Source organism: Dysgonomonas sp. GY75 (genome assembly GCF_015234155.1).
Lineage (GTDB): Bacteria > Bacteroidota > Bacteroidia > Bacteroidales > Dysgonomonadaceae > Dysgonomonas > Dysgonomonas gadei.
Genome location: NZ_JADCLQ010000012.1, coordinates 448,829 through 470,693 on the forward strand (window position 1 = coordinate 448,829; position 21,865 = coordinate 470,693).

Consider the following 21,865-nt stretch of genomic DNA (forward strand, 5'->3'; position numbering starts at 1 on the left):
AAAGTGAATATTTTTTATTTTAACATAATTTGAATGTATTATTTTTAAGTATTTATTTCGACACCTCGCACATCAACACCCCTTTTCCCGTCACATCCGTTTTGGCAACCGTAATGGACTTTCCCGTATAGGTTTTAGCCACAGCCGTGCCCGCCGCGTTCCAAAGCTTCCATGTATAGGTATATTCCGTACCCGCTGCGTCCAGCTCCTCCCCACCACGGTACAGTACTGCTTTGGCGTCCACGTCGTTAGCATCGTTCTTAATCGTAAATCCCTTCTGGCTGACGATATCCACCGTAACCGGGTCGGACATATCCGAGAAAGAAATGATATCGCATACGGTCTTGTTGGCGGAAGCGTTGCCTGCCGATGTATCCGTATCCTTAATCGCACATTTGAACGTTTCAAAGTTCAGCACGGCATCGGCGGTGATTGTTATTTCATTAGCCGTCCAGCCCGCCGTTACGCCGCGGGGATTGGAAGAAGTGAGGCAGGACCAGCCCGCTCCCAACATGGCATTGTAATAGGGGTTTTTGACCGTTGCCCCGGATGCGGCGTCGGCTGTCAGCACTGTGGTCAGCGTCACCACTTTCGTCGAAGTATTGACCGCCGATATCGTGTGAGTCGCCGTCCCTACCACGATCTTTCCCCCTGCTTCCATATTGGCAACCGAGGCTACGGTTATCGTAGTCGCCCCGGTCGCTGCCGCCGCCGACAGCGTTGTGTTGGCAAAGACGGAAGAATCCCTGATCCCCCAGCAGTAGGTTACATTGGTCGTGTCGATAGCCGCCCCGCGCCACAGGTCGCAATGCGCTTTCAGAGAGGCTACCTCGCCATTGCGGAAAATAACCCCGTCCGGAGCGTAGGCGATGGCGCAGATCGTAGCTCCTGCCGACTGGTGCTGGGTAAACTGTATTTCCGAGCGGAAAGCGATCTCCAGCCCGTTCGCGTCGATATACACCGCTTCAAAGGTATAACGCGCCTGCGGCGATACGATGCTCATATGGTTCGTGTTGACGGTCAGGGCGTATTTGGATGTTGCCGCGGCAACCGTGCAGCCATCCTGTCCGGAAGTAATTTCCGTACCATTCTTATACCATTTTGCCGAACCCGTTTTAATGCCGGGTGTCAGGGTAGCCGTATTCCCTACGGAAGTAATCTGATCGGCATCCCCCTTACCGCTGACAAACAACGCCGGGGTCAGTACCAGGTAAGGCGATGCCGTCCATGCCGGGGCATAGGCATTTGTATCCTTCGTATAGATCTGTGTCAGCGGCTGGTTCGAGCCTATAAACGCCTGTAAGCTGACCGCGTCGTTCTGGTCGATAATGGTGACCTGTCCCCTTGCTATTTTCTGTGCCATGCTGTTTAAGTTAAGTAAAAGATAAAAATTATAGTTCTGTTTTTAAGTTATAAGCATCAACGGTTGTTATATTTAAGGAAGTAATAAACCGCATCGGGCGCTTATGTTACTGAAATAATTACTTCGCAATCGAAAACCGCTTTCCGGTATACGTCTTCTCCGGTAATTTCAAGACTTTTTCCTGTATGGTCAATACTGTTCCACCTTTCATCTTCAATAGCATTCCCACTACTTTTTATCCATCTGAAGTTCTTACCGGGTATTCTTGCAGTTATATCTTCTCCCCCTTTAAATATATGGGCTGCCAGGATCGTTGAAACAATACCATTTTTAAAAATATACCCATTGGAAGAGCTTATATATAGAGAATATGCACTTTGCCCGTCAAATTGTTTATAAACAGTAAAAATATCCTCATAAATTTCGTTTTTATAAATAGCTGTATACCTTATAGGTAAGGTGTTCCGACCTTCCCAATAGTGCCCGTCTGGAATAATCCGCATAAAGTCCGTATTATTACCGGCTAACTCTTTCCATTCGGACCCGAAAGAGAGATAAAACCATTTTCTGGCTGTCGGGGTGAAATTCTGTTCCGTTGCATATATAAGTATTTCCAGAGGGTCACATCTGTCTTCCAGTTCATCGGCATAATGAAATACATCGGTTCCTCTTAGACAAACAGATTTGGGCAGCATATTTTCTTGCGCCTCTCTATCAAAATCTTCCCACCGGATAGTCACATCCTGTAATGTAATGGTATCTTTGGTCCACTTGAAACGCCCGGAAGCGAAATATCCGGTTCCATCGGGATTGATAACAAATGAATTGTCCCGCGAACTTATCGAACCGTCATTATTAAGCCTCAGTAAAGGGTTTTGGATCGTCCCCCCGATACCGCCCTTTGAAAACCAAGCTCCGTAATCTTCCACATACGCAAGTGTCCCGTCGGTAGGTTGGTACTGTGAGGGAACAATCCCGGCTTCAAACTGAGGGGCGGTAATTAATATTCCGGAAACGGAAGGAGCAAGACGGATTGAAAAATCGGCGCTTTCAGATTCTTTAATAACCACGACCACATGGTATCGTTGCCATTCTTCCGAAGAAATGATATTTAAGTCCTCAATATGGTGCTCATCCTGAAAAACAGATACTGTGAGTTTTTCGTTTGCCTTATCTTTTATCCATAAAGAAAAGACGTATTTTTGTCCGGTATGCTCATTACGCCATTGCGGTGTTTGTGTCTTTAATTTTACTTCCGTTCCTATTTTCCATACCTTGCCGATTCCTACCGGGGTATGTTCATTTACAACAACAATGTTATCTCCTTCGAAATCACAATCGATACTGTTTAAAATAACGTTTTTATGTATTTTGCCGACATAGAAAGTAGAAGAAAAACCGTTTTCATCCCCGGCTGTCAATGTTCCGGCAATATTGACGTTCCTGGTCGCATACATATTCTGGAAGTAAGCGCCATAGCCTTCCAGAATGCCAAATACCGGGTCGACAATGCCCTTTATTTTACCTACCCGGGCTTTAGTGGCATTTGAAAATACGGACATATCGGATTGCAGGACAATATTCAGGTCTGCAATCTCGAACCAGTCACCGGCATTACTTAATTCTTTTGTCAGGTTTATGTAAAAACTCCGCTGATAATGGGAAGGCAGGTCAATAGTTACCATAAAGAGGTAATACTGCCAATGTGTGTCAATATTGATCACCTCTTGGCCGTCCACTTGTTCCGGATCATCCGTATATCCGAAAGACACCGGAATGCCCTCCATCTTTTTGGATGCCCTGCCCTTGAATGAAATAATAAGCCGTTGCGGATGGCTGAGCTCTTTCTCAATAGTCTGTTGAATACCTAAAATACCGGCAGGGTTGGATATATTATTCCGGCTAACACGAAATATCCTGTCTGCTTCCTGAGCCGATCCCTTGTATTCAGTTTCTAGAAAATCTTTTCCTGTACAGCTATATTTGTTTTTATCCGCGTAACCTGGTCTGCCCCCTGACATGTATGGATAACACAACGAATTATTATAAGCCAGGCCGTCGATCACATCCATATAGGGTGATTCCGAGTCTGAAGCCGTCAGATACAGGGCGCCGCTCCTGTCCGGATCATACAGGTTCGTAATACGGACAAAATCGAGTAACTCTCCGTTTACCGGTTTGTCACCTTCTATCAGCGCCCCTATAAAATAAGAAGACTCCTTTTCCCGTATAATGTCTATTCCTGTCTCCAGAACTATCATCAGGGAGTATATAAGATTAGGATTGTCAAAATATTGCCTTCTGACAATATCCCCGACCTTCAGGCCCTGCGTTTTTTTCGATTCGGGATCAATCAGAATCTTATATTTCCCATAATTGTATATTGCCATCACATTTCCTTTTCCACTTATAACTCATCATTTATAATTTAACAACCCTGTCCCCGGAACAATTATCGCTTACCCAGAGCGAGCCGTTCGTCGCGCTGATCTTTTGGACTTCCAGCTCATAAACACGCATCTTTTTCCGGATTGTCAGCTCGTCAAAGGTAGCGGCAACATTCCCGGTTGTTTTATTGTGTATGATCGCCCAGCCAGAACCTGCAAACCCGGAAGAAAAGAATTCCGAACTCAGGCTATTCAGGAAATAAGCGTTGCCATAATGCTTTATCCCATCCGTGGCCGACAGCAAATATTTTTCGTTGCTGAAGAATAGTCCTTTTGCAGTCAATCTGGTGAATGAGTTATTAATTCCGATATGTCCCTCGGCTTCCAATGGCTTCCTGTAGGTAATAAAATCGGCATCAGTATCGATAAATAAAGAATTGGATAACCTGTCTAAAGGCCGGTAATAACTTTCCGATGCTCTGTAGCTGAAGCTTGTCTCATGCTTAAAGACATAGCTTTCCGTATCTTTATAGCGGATTACAGACGAACAGAACGCAAGGCCATCCGGCTTACCTGACAAATAAGAGCCTTTCGAATCTTCAAAACGAAGTTTTTTATGGATAATAATTCCTTCATCGCTACTATCCACCCGGTATGAACTAAGCAATAAATCTCCATAGTTATGCCTGACAGATAAGGAATAAGGAAAATAAGCGGCTCCGTATTTGCTTAACAGCAGGTATTGGCCGTCTATATCGGATATCCCTGCATATAATTTTATTTTGTTGGTAAGATCATTGCCTAAAATAAGGTCGCCTCCGATAGCCCCTAATTGGATATCATCTTTACTAACCCTGACCAGAACGGGAATACCTTCTATTTTAATTCCATATCCGGATGCAAACGACAGATGGTTATTAATATTAACACAACCGTCGCTTCTTATATCCAGTATTATTTCATTGCCAATACCCAGTTCAACACCATTACAGGCATGCAGCAAGCCATTTAGCTGGGTAATATTTTCAACAAACAGGCCTCCTCCGACCGAGGCATTATACATCAGCCAGTCTACTGTAGCTCTATTGGCATTACCTTCATGATAAACATTATTCCCGTTTACCTGCAAATGTTGAGGAGAGATATATACACCCGATTCTTTTTTACTTCCGAATAAGATGCTTCCTTTTGAAAATAACCGGGAATCCGAAAAATCGATAGAAGAACTTGTTATATATGCCGTTTTAGAGGTATTGTCATAAGCAATTAATTTTTCGTTATTCAGCAAAAGAGCCCCTCCGGTATTTAAGTCACCATAAATTTTTACACCATAAGAAGGCGGAACAATAACATTATCATCACCGGTAATGTCTTCTTCAAATATTTCCAGCACTTTTGTATTGGCAATCCCGGCCTCAAAACCATAATTGGCTGTCAGGCTGCCGGTCATAACACCTCCGGATCTTTTCAGGTAATCCAATAAGATTCCGCCGGAAGATTCACCACCATCCCCGGTCATTCCATAAGCTATTGCTTCAGCAAAGTTATAAGCGAGGTTATGCAGGCGGATGGAAGTATCATCCCCTTCGGTTATTCCCCATGGATGACCGGCATCTTTTTTATCCTGGGCATTAAAAAAACCTGTGTAGAGATGCCTATAAACTGTATAAGTCAGGCTACCGGGTTCCAATCCTCCGATACCCGGATTTAAAGAAACACTCATTTTGTATAAGCCGTTTTAGATAAGAATTTCTGTATCTTCGAAGTTAAAGAAGCAAAGTTAGGCGCATTTACAGCAGGCATGGTTCCCATTAAAGTAGGAGTCATTATCTTGCTGCATTCCGTCAGGAACTCAAGCATAAGCTGGGCCAGTTCATTTCCCAGTACCAATGGCTCTGTGGCATCATCCGCCCCGATAGTTATTTTATTATCCATTATGGTGACCTTTGTGCCTCCAACCATTACCGTATGCTTTTCAGAGGTCTGGATTGTTTCGGATTTGTCAACTTTATGCCTTAATTGTTCCGGAGTATATTCTACTTCCGATTCTTTGCCTTGTTTATTCTTAACTGTTGTAACAGCAGATGTGTTTGTATATTTAGTATACGCCTCATTTCCTGTTTTTTCCAATTCATTATAATCGGGTGAGTCATTGTCTTCAAGATTCAGCTCTTCAGTTTCTGTGACTCCGATAAGGACTTCCGTATGTGCATTCAACCGGATAAAATCGGCGTGGGAGAAATTAAGGGCGTATGAATATTTTGTAGCCGCATCGGATATAATCGTTACATCGGAAAATAAAGTAGGGATAATCAGGAAACCTCCGGAGTTGTCCTTTAGTCCGGAAAGTAAAACACCTTTATGAATAATTGGCTCCGTACTTGCCGTTTCGTCCGGAAATTCCCCGACATCTATCGTACCGCCATACTCTTCAAATTCGTCATCATTCTCGTCATTGTGTATTTTAGCCACATATCCGTGTATCATCCGGGCGGTACCGATCCCGCTTGTTCCACCGGGGGACATATTTACCCTGTCCAGACTTCTGCCCAAAGCGATCTTACGGATAGCTTCTTTTATCATCAACTGGTTGCTGTTGGAATTCTTTGTATTATTTTGAGTCATAAGTTTTCACATTTTTGATTTTGTGAGGTATCGTTAATTTTTGCCTGTACCCTGAATTGACCCCAAAGGTTGTAGTGACTTCTTCGACAAGATATACCCCGTTTTTAGAAGGGTTCCTGTAATCGATCAGCTCTACCTGCACTGCCGTATTCAACCCGAAGTCCCCGAATAAGGTCACGCTTCCGGTTATACCATTCAGATTGTAATTTCTGAAATACTCGATTGTTTCTTCCACGAGCTTGTCCGAATTAATTTTCATATTCGGGCTCATATAGGGAACTACCGTATAGGTGCTCAAATCCACCTTTGTTTTTGTATTGGCGCCTTTGGCTGTTGTATTTCCGGTTAGTTTATGCGATTTCTTGGATACTTGTGTTGCATTTACTACCTGAAATTCATTACTGCCTGCTTTTTGGGGATCGTATTCCGGATTAAGGCGGATTGTTACTTCGAAGAATTTCTCATCACTACCCAAGGCTTTGCCTGTTACTGCCAGAAATTTAGGATCTACCTTTACCACCTTCAGGTCACTCGATGCCACATGGTAATCATAATATATCTGAAACGGGCCTGAAATATCCGTTGGAAAAACAGGCTGGCTTTTTGAAGAGGAGTAAGGGCGTCCGATAGCGATGGCAGGCATATCATCAGGAGAGTCCGCATCGTATTTCAAAAAACAAAACACTTTAAACTTACTCCATTCACTAAGGATATCCGCTACGGTAAAATTGTCGGTTATCTTAACCTTACCTATCTGTATATTAAACTTTTTAGTTTCCCCATGAATTTTGAAGCCTGTATCTTTCAGCAAATTGTATTTTTCTCCAAGTATATCATTCACATTGGTTCCTGATACAGGTGTTTCAAATTTGGGTGCCTGTTTCAATTTCAGCTTATAGGCCATATTCTCACATTCGATTTCTACCATACTGCCGGAATTGTAGGTCGTTATATAGCCGTCAAACATATTTTTCAGATAACCGTTGTAGCCCAGTTTGATATTGATTCGCTGACCGGTCTTAAAGGTCGATTCTTCAATAACATTCTGTGTCTTGCGTTTTTCGATAATAATCCCGTCCTGCATTACTTCTGTCGTTATCCGCGTAGCATCTTTCCCCTCTGCGGTTATAGTGCCGATTATGGTACTCTGGTAAACTGTTCCCTTCGGGAATTTCAGTTTGGCGGTACTTATCAGTTCCTTGTATGATTCACAGATTTCTATTTCGTGTACTTCATTAATCTCTATAGGGTTTTGTATCACCATCGGATTAGACGGGTCAGGATCGCCAATCCGTATCCTGCAACAGAGTACATCCAGATTGCTTATATCCATAGCCTCGATAGTTTTAGGAGTGATGAAGGATCTATCACCTCGGTTCCAAACTTGACGATTTTAAGCCATTTGTTTTTATCTGCTTTCGAGTTGTCTACTTTTTCCTCGTCGGCAAGGATAATGCTGATATTCTCGGATGGTTCGACAGCAACACAGGTCAGGCTATAAGGTTGCACATTCCTGTATTCTGTCGATGGTACATTATAACTCTGTATTATCAGCCGGGAGATTTTAAATTGACGTAAAATAGTGTTGTCACAATCGATTACTCCTTTATACTCCATCAATTTCAGGAACTTTGAAACCTCGGCCTCAGGGTATACGTCAGGATATTTACTGGTAATCTTTCCGTTAACGGTTATCTCCAGATCACCCCCGGACACAAATTCTTTACGTGTATAATCCCTGCCCTGTACTGTTGTCAGGATAATGTTATTCCTACTCGACACACTTATCTCCGGCTGCAGGTCAACAAATGTGACCAGTCCGAACTGCGTATTGGCTTCAATCTGTTTTGTTTTTGAATTATAATATTGTCCGTCCTTACTGATCGATAATTCCAAAAAATCATGCACAATACGCCCTACGATCGGATCGGTATAGTTTTTCTTTATACCGGTTGCTTTCTGGGATTCGATTAGTTTGTAATACTGCCCTGTTTTATTGGCAAGGCTTGTTTGTGATTTGGTCTGGAGATATTTGTCCCGTTCTTTTTGTTCCCAGTATTTCAAATATCTGGGGTAGGAGCGCAACATCCCATAGGCGAGCTGGTGAGTACGTTGGATCAGCGCCCTTTTCAGTATATTGGTGTTCTTAGAAAAATAGTGGACAGAGCCATCCTGAAAATGCGCAAGGCCTATTCCCAAGGCTCTTCTTGCAGAATCGGCGATATATCCGTCTACACTGCCATGGCTGATAACCCCTCCGGACAGGAGGGTCGCTTTTGCCAGCCCTTTTAGTTGTCCGTTTGAAAATATACCCATATTATTTGTTATTTCTTTGTCTTTTTCCTCTTTTACTTTTTCCTATATATTTGTATTCAATTTGCAAATCTGCGAATTACCCCATTGGCACATTGACATATTGGCACATTACAACATTGACCTACCCATTCCAGCTGGCATCAAAATCATGTACCACATCGATTAGTACCTGCGCCATCTGTTCTTTAAAGTTTTGTATTTCCGCCGTTTGCCCTTCCGGGGTTTTCATCAGGTCGATTGTTTCAACACTCATCAGGTTGGTTATATTGACGATAACCTGTTTGGGTGTAGCAGACGATAACTTACCCGTACCGGAATAATTACCACCGCTTCTACCATCATCAGGGCCACCATCTCTACTCCTCGTTATTCCGTTTGCCTCCCACGGTTTTGGGTCATTATACTCCGGTTCGTTAGCGTACATACCTTTGGTAAATCCGGCTTTCTCTAAAATGTTTTCTGCAATTTCGGTCGAACCGCCAAAAGAGTTCCGTAAAGCAGTTGTGACAAGCTTTAAGTCTTCATGAATTGCAATCCGGTTCTCTAACTCGGTCCCTTTTTCAGCATCGCTGGAACCTTTCCCTTTTATTTTCTGAACCCATATGCCTTTGTCATTTTTAAAGAATCCTCTTCTCTGAAGCTCGGCTACATCCAATCCTGCTCTTCGCACCGCATCCAAAGCATTTTCTTGAGATGATATTGTCCGCTGGTATCCTTGGGCGGCAACACGGATATCTTTTACAGTATGGGTATTCTGGTAATTTGCATAGTGCCATGTTTTTGCAGCTAGGGATTCTTTCAGGTTTCCGATACCATCCTTATATATTTTTTTTCCATTGGTCTCTGTCCAGAGTGATGGATCTAAAGTATCGTCAGACTGCCCGTACATCCTTTGGATATTGTTCATGAATGCATTTACCTCGTAAGCATTTCTATACTTACCCATTTCGGCAAATGCCGAATTTACCCTTGCCTGGCTATCCCTTTTAGCAATTGTTTCAATGGCGGCGACAGCATCATCCTGACGGGCATCACCGTAAGAATATGCAGGCGCACTTCTACTGTAATAACCACCGTAATGAGGAGAGCCACCCATCGAACCCAACAAGGCAGCCCACCAGTTGCCGGTAAAGGCGCCTATCTTTTGTCCGGAAGATTCTTCTATTGTTTTTCCTGATGTAACGGCATCCACTGCACTTTTGGTCGCTTTGGCCATCTTATAGGCATCTTCAAGAGAATCATACAATGCTTCGATAGAAGGATAGCGGTATTTATGATTAGCATTGATCTCTTCCTGAACAGCATCTTTGGCTTCCTTTACTTTCCATGTTTTGTAGGCAACCCAGCCTAAAGCGCCGACAAGCGCCGTAACCCCGGCAGTAGCCGCAACCGCGCCTGCACCTAAAGAGGCAAGGGAAGCTCCGGCTCCGATCAATCCGTTTCCTGTGGCAACCTGGGAAGCAAATAACCCTCCGGTGCCTACCCGGGCGAGCATAGATGAAACTCCGCCCCTTGCAAGCGCTGCAGTCATAGCTCCTTTGCCTGTAATACCGGAAGCGCGCATGGCTGTAACAAGAGTACGCTTGTCTGCCATAGAAAGCCCCTGTAATCCGCCAAGCCTTCCGAATCCGGCTATTCCTCCAACTCCCGTAAGCCCGGCAATAGCCTGTAGGCCCGAATTAGCAAGGGATTGTTTCCCTAAAAAACCTAAAGCAACACCCAAATTAGTTATTGCCCCTGCAAGCTTAAATAGCTTGGTCGCAACAATACCTGTAAATAAAAGGGGTTCTATCCAATGGAAGTTCTTTGTAAACCATGTGGCAATACTGCCTAAAGTGGATAACAGGTCTAATAGTACCCCTCCGATGGAAGCCAGTCCTTTGGTAAATTCTTTTGTGCTGAATTTTGAAATAAAATCTTTCAGGGTTCCTTTTATCTGGGGTTCCAGTATTTCAAAGCCTTGCATAAAACTCTCCGAAAACATGGATGTCATCTGGTACCAAAGCCCTTTTGTCGTATCTTGCTTTACTTTAGCCAGTTCAGTGGATATACCTTGTGAAGCCCTGTTCTGGGAAGTAAGCTCCCTTAGCTTTTCATGGTTTTGCAAAAGCATCATGGCTCCGTTACCGGCAATCTTTCCGAAAATAGAAATAGTATCTGCCAGGGTAGCGCCTTTAGAGTCCAGCTCGGAAAATATATCGGAAAGAGGTCTCAGTTTTTCCACCTGCACTCCGTTCACATCCTGATATTCTGTGAATTTTACGTTTAACCTGTTGAGTACCTTCTGAGCTTCTTTTGTGGGTTTGGCAAAGCGGGCCGACATGGCGCGGAGGGTTGTCCCGGCCATTGTGCCTTTGATACCCATATTTCCTAAAATACCAATTGCAGCAGCACTTTCACTGAAATCAACACCTGCAATCTTTAGATATCCGGCCGCCATTTTATACGACTCTGCCATCTCCAGGATATTGACATTGGAACGCGATACGCTTGAGGACAGGATATCTGCAACCGTTCCCATGCTGCTGTATTTAATATTGTATCCGGCCATAATATTGGTAGCAAGGTCTGCAATCTGGGAAATGTCGTTATCTCCTATCAGGGCAAGGTTGGTTATCGGACGTATGGAATTGTTGATCGCATCGATACCCATACCGGCCATGGACAGGTATTTTACCGCACCGGCTACTTCAATAGCAGTAAACTTAGTTTCAATACCAATCTGCCGGACATACCGGGCCATACTTGCAAACCGTGTTTCAAATGTAGCAAGATCGCCGTCAGCTACTTTCAGTATGCTGTGAGCGGTTTCCATAATGTTGGAATACTCCACAGCTTCAGAGAGTTCCCTGCGCATAAGGCTGTAACCCATATAGGCATTGAACATATAGGCAAAAGGCATATTCCGGAATGATGGCGCTTTGGAGTACTGCAACCTGTTTATGGCTCCTCTTTGCCGGCTGGAATAGGCCGCATTGTTCATATGCAACCGTTGCTGGGTATCCCTGACTACTTGCGCCGCATTTCGCCGGCGTTCATCCTGCTCTCTTTTGCGGCGCTGCTGCTCTTCCCGGACTCTTGACCGGACTGCATTTTGGCTTGATGCCCTTTGGGCTTTCTCTTCTTCTACTTGCCTTCTTTGAGCTTGTCTTTGTTGAAAAAGCTGCTGATTACGCCATAATTTCTCCTGTAGTTTAGCTTGTGCCTTGTCGGAAATAGGAAATTGCCTGTTCAGGGCATAAGGAATTACCGCATTATTAGATAAACCGCCGGGCGATCCGAAAAACAGGTTCATATGGGTGTTTTTCCGGATTTTTTGAAGCAATGAATGAATTTCATTGAGCCGTTGTTTAGCCTGGGTCGTTTGGATAGTAAGCGTTTTACCTTTTTCCAGACTTGATAAGCCTGAATTTATTTTGCCGATAGCTCTGGTTATCTGCCGTTGTTTATCAACAACATTCTGGCTATTTATAGCATTGGCAGGTTTTACGCTGCCGGTCTTTAATGCTTTTACAATATCACCCCTGAGGTTCTTTCTGTTAACGGGATTGACATTGATCGTCAGATTTTTGCTTGCAGTCTTGACTTCATTGAGCAGGTCTTTGACTTTGGTCAGGTTCTTCTCTGCCTTAGTGATGTCAATATCCATTTTGAACTTGAAATCTTTCCTTCGGCCTTTCTGTGTCCTGAACAGCTTGTCAAGCGATTTCATCATCGTATTGACATTCTGGATAGAAGGGTCTAAATGTTTACGGGCGTCGACAAGCTTGGATACTGCGGCAGCGAAGTTTTCCACCTGCCTTACGCCCTGGGTGGCTTCGACATTGATGGTATAGTCAACCTGATAACTTTGTATTTGGTTCATGTCCGGATTATTCTTTAGGAAAGAATAGTCCCCAAAAGTGTTTTCTGATTAAAATATAGATGGGTAATGTGGAGTTGTTTCGGCGTCAAAAAAAAAAAATGCCAATAAACATTTTTGTTTATTGGTAATATAATGTATCTTTGTGATAAATTTATTATAAAAGCTATGTTACCGGAAATAATTAAAATAAAAGGCGTTCACCCGGGCGCGGTTCTTAGTCGGGAATTAAAGCGAAGAGGACTTGAAAGTAAACAGTTTGCTCTTTCTTTGGGTGAATATCCCCAGACGATCAATGCTATCAGCAAAGGCCGCAGGGGTATTAATCCCGCTTTATCTATTAAGCTGGGACATGCATTGGATACCGATGAAGAATATTTTATGCTCTTGCAAGCCTATTATGAGGTAGAAAGAGAACGGAAAGAATTACTGAAGAACCAGCAAAAGCCCGGCCTGGACAAGATACGGACTATCTTATTCTGGGACACCAATATAAACCTTATAGATTGGCAAAAGCAACGCAAGGCTGTTATCAGAAGGATATTTGAAAGGGGAAATGATGTCGAAATAAAAGAAATCATAACTTTTTATGGAGAAAATATCGTTAAGGAAGAATTGATGAAAACACCCCGTTTTTTGCCTGCTCTTTCTGAAAATGCGATAAAGTATTTAGGTATAAACTTGAATTCCGGATATGCAGATGAATAAGCTTCATAAAGAAACAGTCTCAGATACTCTTTGGTGTGTATTATCCCGACTGATGGATATTGAAGCATTATATCCTTTCAGGTTGGTTGGAGGCACTGCTTTAAGCCTGCAATTAGGCCATCGTATGTCGGTAGACATAGACCTATTTACAGATGCGGAATATGGTAGTCTCAACTTTAATGTAATAGATGCAAAGATAAAGGAACTGTTTCCTTTTGTTGAGATGCAGTACGAAGGAAATGACAGTTTTGGCAAAAGCTATTATGTTGGAAGCAGCAAAAGTGATATTGTCAAAGTAGACTTATTCTACACGGATACTTTTATCTGTCCGGTTATTGAAACAGAGAATATCCGCTTAGCCACATTGGAAGAAATCGCTGCCATGAAAATGGAAGTTATCGGGCAAAATGGAAGAAAAAAAGACTTTTGGGATATCCACGAGTTATTTGAGGTTATCCCTTTAGACAGGATGATTGCTCTTCATGCAGAGCGTTATCCTTATTCTTATACGAAAGAGGAATTAAGAAAAAAATTGGTTGATTTTGACTATGCGGACTTTGACTTTGATCCGGTTTGTTTGAAAGGGAAATTTTGGGAATTGATAAAAGAAGATATTGAAGAATTGGAAAATAAACTGAATACTAATTGATTAATTTATATACTGATGTGATATATTTATAACTTTAAATTCCGGCATATTCGTGTTCGTTCTTTTTTAAGGAACTCTGGACTGGAATTTAATGATTATATTTGCACCGCTATCCATTAAGGCGTTAATGGAAACATTTTTAATTATAGCATTTGGGCATTGATTATTTGAGGTTAGGTTTTCCAGAACCGTCACGCGGATTTTCTTTGCTCCACGCTTAATATAAAATACTCGTTTGCTATTCAATGTCCCGTAACGATAAAACCGCCAAAAATTATAACACACGGATATTGAATGGTGGCTTCGCTGTAAAAAGCGGGGGCGCTGTTCGTATGTGTGTGGGGGCTTGGCGGTTCCTTTCGTTACTATGAATCAGCGCCCTTTGTGTTTCATAAGATACGGCATACCAGTAAAGAAAGGGCTATAGCCATCAAGTTAATAACAACATAATATAGAGTGATGTTCAATTATGTTTTAACAGATAAAATTGATTTACAGCATCACTTTTTGAAGAAGGACTAACGGGAGTTACTCCTTCTTCTCTTTTCGTACAAATGAAAAACCCCTGCATATTTTGCAGGGGTTGGCAAGAATGGAATTATGAATCTACCGGGCAGGAAGCATATTGTTTGTCCTGGCTATTGTCATTTCCTGGTGAAGCCATAGGGCTTCTTCGGAGAGCATGGCGAATTCTTCATCTGTTATTGTGTCTATGTTGACGCCGGGAAAGTAGTGGCGGATATAGATCAGCCGTTGACGCAGTCTCTGGTTTTCCTCCACCGCCCAGCGATTTATAAATTTACGATCAGACTTTGTCTTGTACTGATGATTTCGGAAAGTTGACTCATCAGACCGAATAAGAACAGGGAATCTTTATCTACTAATTCCTTGTCGCCTTCGATAAAGCAGTCCTTGGCCAGTTGACGCATAGCCATTACCTCATCCTTTTTGGAGGCGGTCATGAATTTACTGAACTGGGGGAAATTTGGTTCGCCCATATAGGCTATGTAGTAGTCTTTTTCTCCGCATGATTCATCACCGAATACAACCATCGGGTAAATCTTTCTCAACCCCTTTTCCTCTTTGAGTTTTTGAGCGTATTCTTTAATTTCCGTTTCTTGTTTTAACGTTAAGCTTTTTTGTTCCATTATTGATATTTTTGAGATTATATCTAAGAATAGAACGCAAGGTATTTTTTTGTTTATAAGATATAGCTATATAAAAAGTGACATTCCCTGAACTTCAATAAAGAAGTATCAAGGAATGTCGAAAAATAAGCAGCTTTATTTTTTAAGTCTTAATTCCAATATGCGGTATTTATGAAAACCTTGAGTGAGCGATAATTAGCTCTGAACTATTCGTTAAAAATTGACAATGCTCTCGGAAGGGGGCATAGCATTTCGTGTCACAGCCCAATTTTTATTAGGCCTATGTCCCATTTCAAGTTCTAATATGCCTCCGTTTACTATATCATCGTGGGTGAACCAATATCTGTCCAATATCTTGCCATTCATTTTAGCAGACTGTATATACTTATTGTCAGATGAAGAGTTACAAGCTTTGATTGTAAAGGTTTTACCATTCTCCAAATGAATTGTTACTTTCTTAAAAATAGGACTACCTATATTATAGGCCGGTATTCCTACCGTTACTGGATAAAAGCCCATTGCGGAAAAAACATAATAAGCTGTCATTCCGCCGCCGTCCTCATCGCCTGGTATTCCCATAAGATCGTTCCGAAACCAACTTTCCATTATCATACGAATTCGCTTCTGGGTTTTCCAAGGTTCACCCGCATAGTTATATAAGTAAGGGATATGAAAGCTCGGTTCGTTACCTGCCACATATTGTCCGATATTCCCTGTAGCATCAGGATGTGAATAATAGTAATGCCATCGAGCCTGTCCTAAGTCTTCTACAAACAGTTGATCCAATTTCTGAATAAAGGCATCATTTCCCCCGAACAGATCAATAAGGTCAGCTATATTATGATGAACGTCCCATATATACGTCCATGCATTATTCTCGTCATAATAAGCCCTGGATCCGTAACCTCCGGATATTTTGTAATCAAATGGCTCTATAAAATTGCCATTTTTATCTTTAGGATGGAAAAAGCCTGTGTCTTTATTAAACAGATTCCTGTAATTATACGATCTGTCGATAAAAAAATTATAATCATCTCTCTTTCCCAATGCTTTTGCCATATGCGCGATACACCAGTCGTCGTATGAAGCAGCCAAAGTTACGGCAACAGCCTGACGTTGTTCAACATCGCTAACAATTTCAAATGACTCTTTTTCTCCCGGATGTAATGCCGGAAACCATCCGTTTTTATGGTAAAAATCGTCCAATTCGGTTTTAGGAGCTTGACGCCACGGGATCATAGTTTCCGTCATTACTGTACTTTTCATTCCTTCGAAAGCTTTCTCCAGATCAAATTTAAGACCCTTATTCAGAGCATCTAAAAAGATTCCCGCCGCATGATTTCCATTCATACAATGAACATCGCCGAATATGCATGGAAAGGTTGGCATCCAATTCTTCCCCGATTGCTCACACATCCTTATATAAGAAGCCAGCTTTTGCTCTTGTTCGGAAGGGGATAATATTGTTTGTAAGGGATGTAAGGCCAAAAAAGTATCCCAAACCCAATCATCTGTCCAAAACGATACACCTTCATCATCGTGTACCTTCTTGTCGAAACCACTATAATATTTCCCATCTTCGGAAATGTTTATCATTCTTTCATGCGCTCTGTAAAGCGCCGTATAGAAAGTGTATTTTTGATCTTCCGTACCTCCTTCTACTTGTATCTTTCCCAACTTATCATTCCATATACCGCGGGCCTGTTGCGCTAATTTATTCAAATCATAATCTTCAATTTCCTTCCTAAGATTTATTTTAGCCTGTTCTTCGCTGATATAAGAAATACCGTATCGCAATCTGATGGTGTTAATATCTGAACTGAATTTCACATAGTATATTGCCCGTCCATCCACACTTATATCTTTGGCATATTCCGGGGTCTCTTCAAACTCCAGATAGAAAAAATGTTTCACTCCCCGATAATTTTCATACCCTGCCATTGTTTTTTCTTTCCGGTCAATCTTACCATCATTTACCGTGCGCAACAAAATATATCTTGCCCCTTCATCCTCGTATTCAAAAGAGTAAAGCCCGGACTTTGTTGCTGGGGTAAACTCTGCGGTAATGTTATCGTCATCTAACCAAACTGAATATTTGTAGGGAGTCGAAATTTCCTGATCATAACTGTATTGGCGGTTGGGATCGATCTCCGCCTCTTTACCGCCGAAAGGTTTCAAAAGCAAAACATCACCTTGCCTGTGCATCGGAACATTCATGGGAAAGCCGGCCATTCGATCGGAAACAAAATCAGCATGGCTGGGAATCATTCGTAGCATACTGTTTGGTAAATGAGTCACAGGATAAGTAGGCATCAGCATATGGCTGATATTACCAATGCGGTTGTTTACATAATCCACAGGACTTTTCGAAGAAGCAAGCAGAGCATTACTTCCGGTTAGTCCAAATAAAGCGAATAGAAATGATAGACGGTATAAAATAATCATCCGGGTATATTTTTAAAATAAAAGGGAACTACAGAAGCCGGCAATCCCCTCGTTTTATTATTCAAACTTCATCATCAAATTAGAAAGGTTAAGGGTTTGGTGCGGGGTAAGCGGGTTCGCCAACCTCCAGTTCACTACTATATTCTCTTTGGCCTTAGTCTGAAGCAGAGGCTGTGCCAACCGGTATATTTTCTGGTGATTATATATCTTGATACCGAAATTCACTTTTTTCTGGAAATTATTATACAACTTGATAATCAGTTGATTTTTTCCTGGTTTCAGGTTTAGCAAAACGATGTCGTTCATCTTTTCTTTTTTATACGGATTGTTATGAATAGCCAGTACCTGTCCGTTTAATGCTATTTGCACTCCATCGCCGGAGATGATATCGACCAAAACCTGCTGGCTCGCGGCAGACTCTATTTCCTGCAAAACGAAATATCCGGTGAGGGCATCACCCTCCAATTGGTATTCCTCACCCATTTCCCAACTGGTCTTCCTCCATGCCTTATCTGTATTTATATTGATATTTCCGCCGGGCATGCCTTCTATAACTGCCCACGAAGGTCCATATAGATATAAAGCCCCCCATACAGTTTTGTCCGCATTGTAATTCAGATTGACGGCTTGTCCGCTATCCAAGGTTACTTCACGCTCCTTTCCTCCGATACTTAATTTCAGCACCCGGCCTTTTTCGTTATCGGTATAGTAAAGTACCGGAGTGATTTTTTGTGAACGGGCGGAGGCCATTGTCCATTCTTCCTTCACTATACTCTGAAAACGGCTGTTGTAATCGATGCCACTATTGCTGTAATATTTAAACGCATTGTGCTGGTTAAGTATCACGCCCTTAGCCAATGCTACCGGATTAACAGGAAGAACAGTGAATCCATTTGTAAATGTAACAGCTATCACTTCGTATTCTTTTTCCGGATTGACCGATTCAGGGAGGATGATACTCAATTCCTCTCCTTTTTGGCGATATGCGCAAGTTTCATTATCGCTCAATATTCTCGCACCGGATATCTGGCCCGTAATTCCTTTTAGTACAAGAGTACGGTTTTCGGGCATTTTCATTACGTGCAAGTATAGCTTGTTGGGTTTGCTGGTAATAGAACCCCACGAAAATGGTACATGAAACGGATCGGGAGACGCATTGTAAATAGCTTCTCCATTTTTTTTCAACCAGTTGCCTATATCCAACAGTACATCCCTTTCGTATTCAACAACTGAACCATCACCCCTAGGGCCAATATTCAACAGGTAATTTCCTCCCCGGCTGACAACACGGATAAGGCTCGCCAATTTTTCCTGCATTTTCCCGTGTTTATTTTCCCGTTCTTGCCACGAACGGTATCCCCATGTTTCGTGGAAAAATGAAGCGGGTGATTGCCAGGGCACTCCTATAATATAATCAGGTTCCTGGTTGTCGCTCATTACCACAAAGTCGTTCATGTCATTGCCTAAGCGGCTACCTATCATACAGTCAGGCTGTAGCTTATGTACCCATTCGTACATTTCTTTACTCTGTTCAAAACTTTGAGAGCCCATATCGAACCATAGCTCAGATACGGGGCCATAATTGGTTAATAGTTCCTCAATCTGCTTTTTATTATATTCAAAATGCTCCGGAGTAATACAATCGGAATTATGGCTTGATATAGGAGCCGCCTGCGGATAATGCCAGTCGATAAGAGAAAAATACAAAGCAAAACGCATATCGTATTTGCGACACGCATCAGCCAATTCTTTCAAAACATCACGCTTATATGGAGTAGCGTCAACGATATTGAAATCGGTATATTTGGAATGAAACATGCAAAATCCGTCATGATGTTTAGATGTGAAAACAATAGACTTCATTCCCGCATTTTTTGCCAATAATACAATTTCTTCGGGGTTCCACTTTTCAGGATTGAAATGTTTAGCAACTTTGGCATATGTATCGCTGTAAATACCTGCATGCGCCTGTATTTGTTCGCTCACCCCGTTAGAAATATTTTGTCCATTCCATACTCCACCCAACTCGGAATATATCCCCCAGTGGATAAACATGGAATATTTACGCGATTCCCAATCGGCTAACACGAGGGGGCTGATCTGCGCTTTTGTATATAAAGGCAACAATAACAAAAGTATTGAAACCAATTTAAAAAAATCCTTCATGAATTCTATATTATATAATATTTAATTTTTGTAATTACTCAGGTTTTATGATAGGTCCTTCAGTTTCAACACCCCAATACCTTTGTTACAATAAACAAAATAATAGTACTCAGGGCCTGACTATTGACTATTCATTAGCAGGGTAAACCGCCTCTCCGGCTTTCCTTCAAATCTGTTTACTTAAAACTGTACCTTATTAATCTCACATCCTTCGATGGAACCTTTACAGGAACTTTCCAGTCTAAAGGCTCGCCACTCCACAAATCTTCTGCTTTAGTAATCAGCAAACGATCTGTGCCTATTCTTTCAAATGGGATATTTATATCCATATCCTGCTCTCCATAATTGAATACGGCATAATAGATATTACTTATGCCATCAGCATAATAGAACTGGTTCTCGGATTTCTCGCCATTGCCTTCTACCGGGCGAAAGGAAACGCCTTTAGCTAAGCTGTTTACATCTTTGTTGGTGAGGAATTTCAGTGCTCTATCCTTCACCTCCTGAGGGCCATCTTTACTGAAATCATCGCCGGTGATAAACAATCCTGTGATGACGGCAGAGGTCACACGTGCACGATTTTCACCCTCGGTCGCCTCTTTGAGCACCACATGGTCGGCATCGTTGAACCAGTATACACGGTCTATCCACCAACCATACGAAAGGGCATTGAGCGTGTATTCCGTATCCTTCATCTTGTTCCACGCATCACAGGCTATACGGCGCGATTGGGCATAATTGGCAGGAAAGATCGGCGATATGGAAAAGTTGATATACATGTCGCTAAAATATTTGTTCAGCAGTTGCAGACCATAATTGTATGCCTGTATGCCCGTTGTTACCGTTGGGTTGTAATATTTGTCGGCTTCCATTGCCCCATGTGTCATAAAATCCATCTTTACATATTCGAAACCGCAACGCTTAAATATCGCTGATACTTTTTTCATTTGTTCCTCTATGGCAGGATGGGTAGGGTCGATGGCATAGGCTCCGTCCAGATCTTGCGGCTGACCATTAGCATACAGGTAAACATCTTTATATTTATAATCGGGTGCATCACCGATTTTTGCTTCGGGGTTCTTTCCCCAATCGGTAAACGGAACCCAGTATATGCCGGCAATCTGTCCGTTAGCCTTACATTTTTTTACAAAATCGGAGAGCTGTTCTTCGGAAAAGGAATTCCATCCCGAATCAATTCCTGTCACGATCGTATTATCGGGATTTACAAAGTTATCGTTCTGGAGATTATCCTTGAAAAAGTCGGAAACTTCCATCAGTTTAGGTATTGTAATATTAAATTGCAAGGCACCCCAACTATTCCACCCGAATGGTACAGCTCTGTTCCATTCCCTGCGTGGAGCAATCAAGGCATTAGCATCCCCGTAAGTTTCCATACCGGCACGCCAGTCGTCAAAAAGGCCGATCATGATTTTAGGCGACCTTATCAATTTTCCTTTCAGTACTCCGTGCGGTTTGCTGTCGCGGGTCAGTTCGTCGGCAACGCCGCCATAGCAAAGTAACTTACTCAGGTTGCCCTGCTTATCGCTATACATCTCCACTGCCGTTTTCCAGTTGTCATGTTCTACAGAGCCAACTATCAATCCCTTACGGTTTTCATTATTGAAGACTGCCGACACTTCGTAACTCACCAGTTTATGGAAGGTCAGCGGATGCGATTGGAAACGTACCCACTTATCGTTGTCGAAAGGTACAAAGAGGGCACGGTTATCCCCTTCGCCCAGCAAGGTCGGAACTTCGTCTGCATTCACAGGAGCCATATAGTTGGAGGCCACCATACTATCCGATTCCAGGGATATATCAGCAAGCAAATAGTCGCTGTCGGGAAATACATAAAAAGAATGTACCAATGTGGGCAGCTCCTTGTCGGAATACCTTACTTCGAAGCGATATCCATTTCCTAAAGACCGGTCTTCTATGGAATGCTGCTTTATTTTATGATTTTTGTACTCTTTGGAAGTAATCGTTTTATCTTTTAATCTGTACGATGCGTACACTCCCGGCAGCAAGATAGCTCCATCCTTTGATATATCTATACCTCTTGTATCGGCGTTGTATAACAACGCCCACCGCCCGGTTGTCAGTGTAGAACTTTCACAGGCCATAAAACATGCACAGAACAGCAGGAAAGTTATCATTTTTAACATTTTCATAATACTATATATTAATGGTTAATCG

Annotated in this window: 14 protein-coding genes; 2 read left to right on the plus strand and 12 right to left on the minus strand. The window is 42.3% G+C overall.

The features are described 5' to 3' along the window. Nucleotides 1–52 precede the first annotated feature (52 nt). From IR083_RS07300 to IR083_RS07330, 7 genes are all read right to left on the minus strand, one after another. Nucleotides 53–1,363: a hypothetical protein gene (locus IR083_RS07300; protein ID WP_194223775.1), complete on the minus strand. Its 1,311-nt coding sequence runs from the start codon at nucleotides 1,361–1,363 to the stop codon at nucleotides 53–55. 101 nt (nucleotides 1,364–1,464) lie between these two features. Further along, nucleotides 1,465–3,753 (minus strand): hypothetical protein, encoded by a 2,289-nt coding sequence (locus IR083_RS07305; RefSeq protein WP_194223776.1) that lies wholly within the window; start codon nucleotides 3,751–3,753, stop codon nucleotides 1,465–1,467. Nucleotides 3,754–3,784: 31 nt separating this feature from the next. Continuing rightward, nucleotides 3,785–5,473 (minus strand): hypothetical protein, encoded by a 1,689-nt coding sequence (locus tag IR083_RS07310; RefSeq protein ID WP_194223777.1) that lies wholly within the window; start codon nucleotides 5,471–5,473, stop codon nucleotides 3,785–3,787. Then, a complete protein-coding gene (locus IR083_RS07315) occupies nucleotides 5,470–6,375 on the minus strand; it encodes a hypothetical protein (protein ID WP_194223778.1) in 906 nt (301 codons plus the stop codon). The genes IR083_RS07310 and IR083_RS07315 overlap by 4 nt, the downstream gene beginning before the upstream one ends. Beyond that, entirely contained in the window at nucleotides 6,362–7,708 is a 1,347-nt protein-coding gene (locus IR083_RS07320; protein WP_194223779.1) for a hypothetical protein, read from the minus strand. The genes IR083_RS07315 and IR083_RS07320 overlap by 14 nt, the downstream gene beginning before the upstream one ends. Beyond that, nucleotides 7,699–8,691 (minus strand): DUF6046 domain-containing protein, encoded by a 993-nt coding sequence (locus IR083_RS07325; protein ID WP_194223780.1) that lies wholly within the window; start codon nucleotides 8,689–8,691, stop codon nucleotides 7,699–7,701. The genes IR083_RS07320 and IR083_RS07325 overlap by 10 nt, the downstream gene beginning before the upstream one ends. 121 nt (nucleotides 8,692–8,812) lie before the next feature. Then, nucleotides 8,813–12,556 carry a phage tail tape measure protein gene (locus IR083_RS07330; RefSeq protein WP_194223781.1) on the minus strand — a complete coding sequence of 1,248 codons (3,744 nt, stop codon included), beginning with the start codon at nucleotides 12,554–12,556 and terminating at the stop codon, nucleotides 8,813–8,815. A 165-nt stretch (nucleotides 12,557–12,721) separates the two neighbouring features. Between IR083_RS07330 and IR083_RS07335 the strand changes: the two genes are divergently transcribed. Both IR083_RS07335 and IR083_RS07340 read left to right on the plus strand, forming a co-directional pair. Further along, complete coding sequence (locus tag IR083_RS07335; protein WP_194223782.1) at nucleotides 12,722–13,261, plus strand: transcriptional regulator; 540 nt, start codon at nucleotides 12,722–12,724, stop codon at nucleotides 13,259–13,261. Next, on the plus strand, nucleotides 13,254–13,910 hold the full coding sequence (locus IR083_RS07340; protein WP_194223783.1) for a nucleotidyl transferase AbiEii/AbiGii toxin family protein: 657 nt from the start codon (nucleotides 13,254–13,256) through the stop codon (nucleotides 13,908–13,910). Before IR083_RS07335 ends, IR083_RS07340 begins: the two co-directional genes overlap by 8 nt. 606 nt (nucleotides 13,911–14,516) lie before the next feature. Here IR083_RS07340 and IR083_RS07345 read toward each other — a convergent pair. The 5 genes from IR083_RS07345 to IR083_RS07365 form a co-directional block, all read right to left on the minus strand. After that, entirely contained in the window at nucleotides 14,517–14,690 is a 174-nt protein-coding gene (locus tag IR083_RS07345) for a hypothetical protein (protein WP_194223784.1), read from the minus strand. Between the two features lie 11 nt (nucleotides 14,691–14,701). Then, nucleotides 14,702–15,058, minus strand: a complete 357-nt coding sequence (locus IR083_RS07350; RefSeq protein WP_194223785.1) for a hypothetical protein — start codon at nucleotides 15,056–15,058, stop codon at nucleotides 14,702–14,704. A 213-nt stretch (nucleotides 15,059–15,271) separates the two neighbouring features. Then, the gene (locus tag IR083_RS07355) at nucleotides 15,272–17,503 is read right to left on the minus strand and encodes a GH92 family glycosyl hydrolase (protein ID WP_194223786.1); all 2,232 of its coding nucleotides are present in this window, start codon (nucleotides 17,501–17,503) and stop codon (nucleotides 15,272–15,274) included. A 57-nt stretch (nucleotides 17,504–17,560) separates the two neighbouring features. Continuing rightward, nucleotides 17,561–19,669, minus strand: a complete 2,109-nt coding sequence (locus IR083_RS07360) for an alpha-L-fucosidase (RefSeq protein WP_194223787.1) — start codon at nucleotides 19,667–19,669, stop codon at nucleotides 17,561–17,563. Nucleotides 19,670–19,845: 176 nt separating this feature from the next. Next, nucleotides 19,846–21,840 carry an alpha-galactosidase gene (locus IR083_RS07365; RefSeq protein ID WP_194223788.1) on the minus strand — a complete coding sequence of 665 codons (1,995 nt, stop codon included), beginning with the start codon at nucleotides 21,838–21,840 and terminating at the stop codon, nucleotides 19,846–19,848. Between the last annotated feature and the right edge of the window lie 25 nt (nucleotides 21,841–21,865).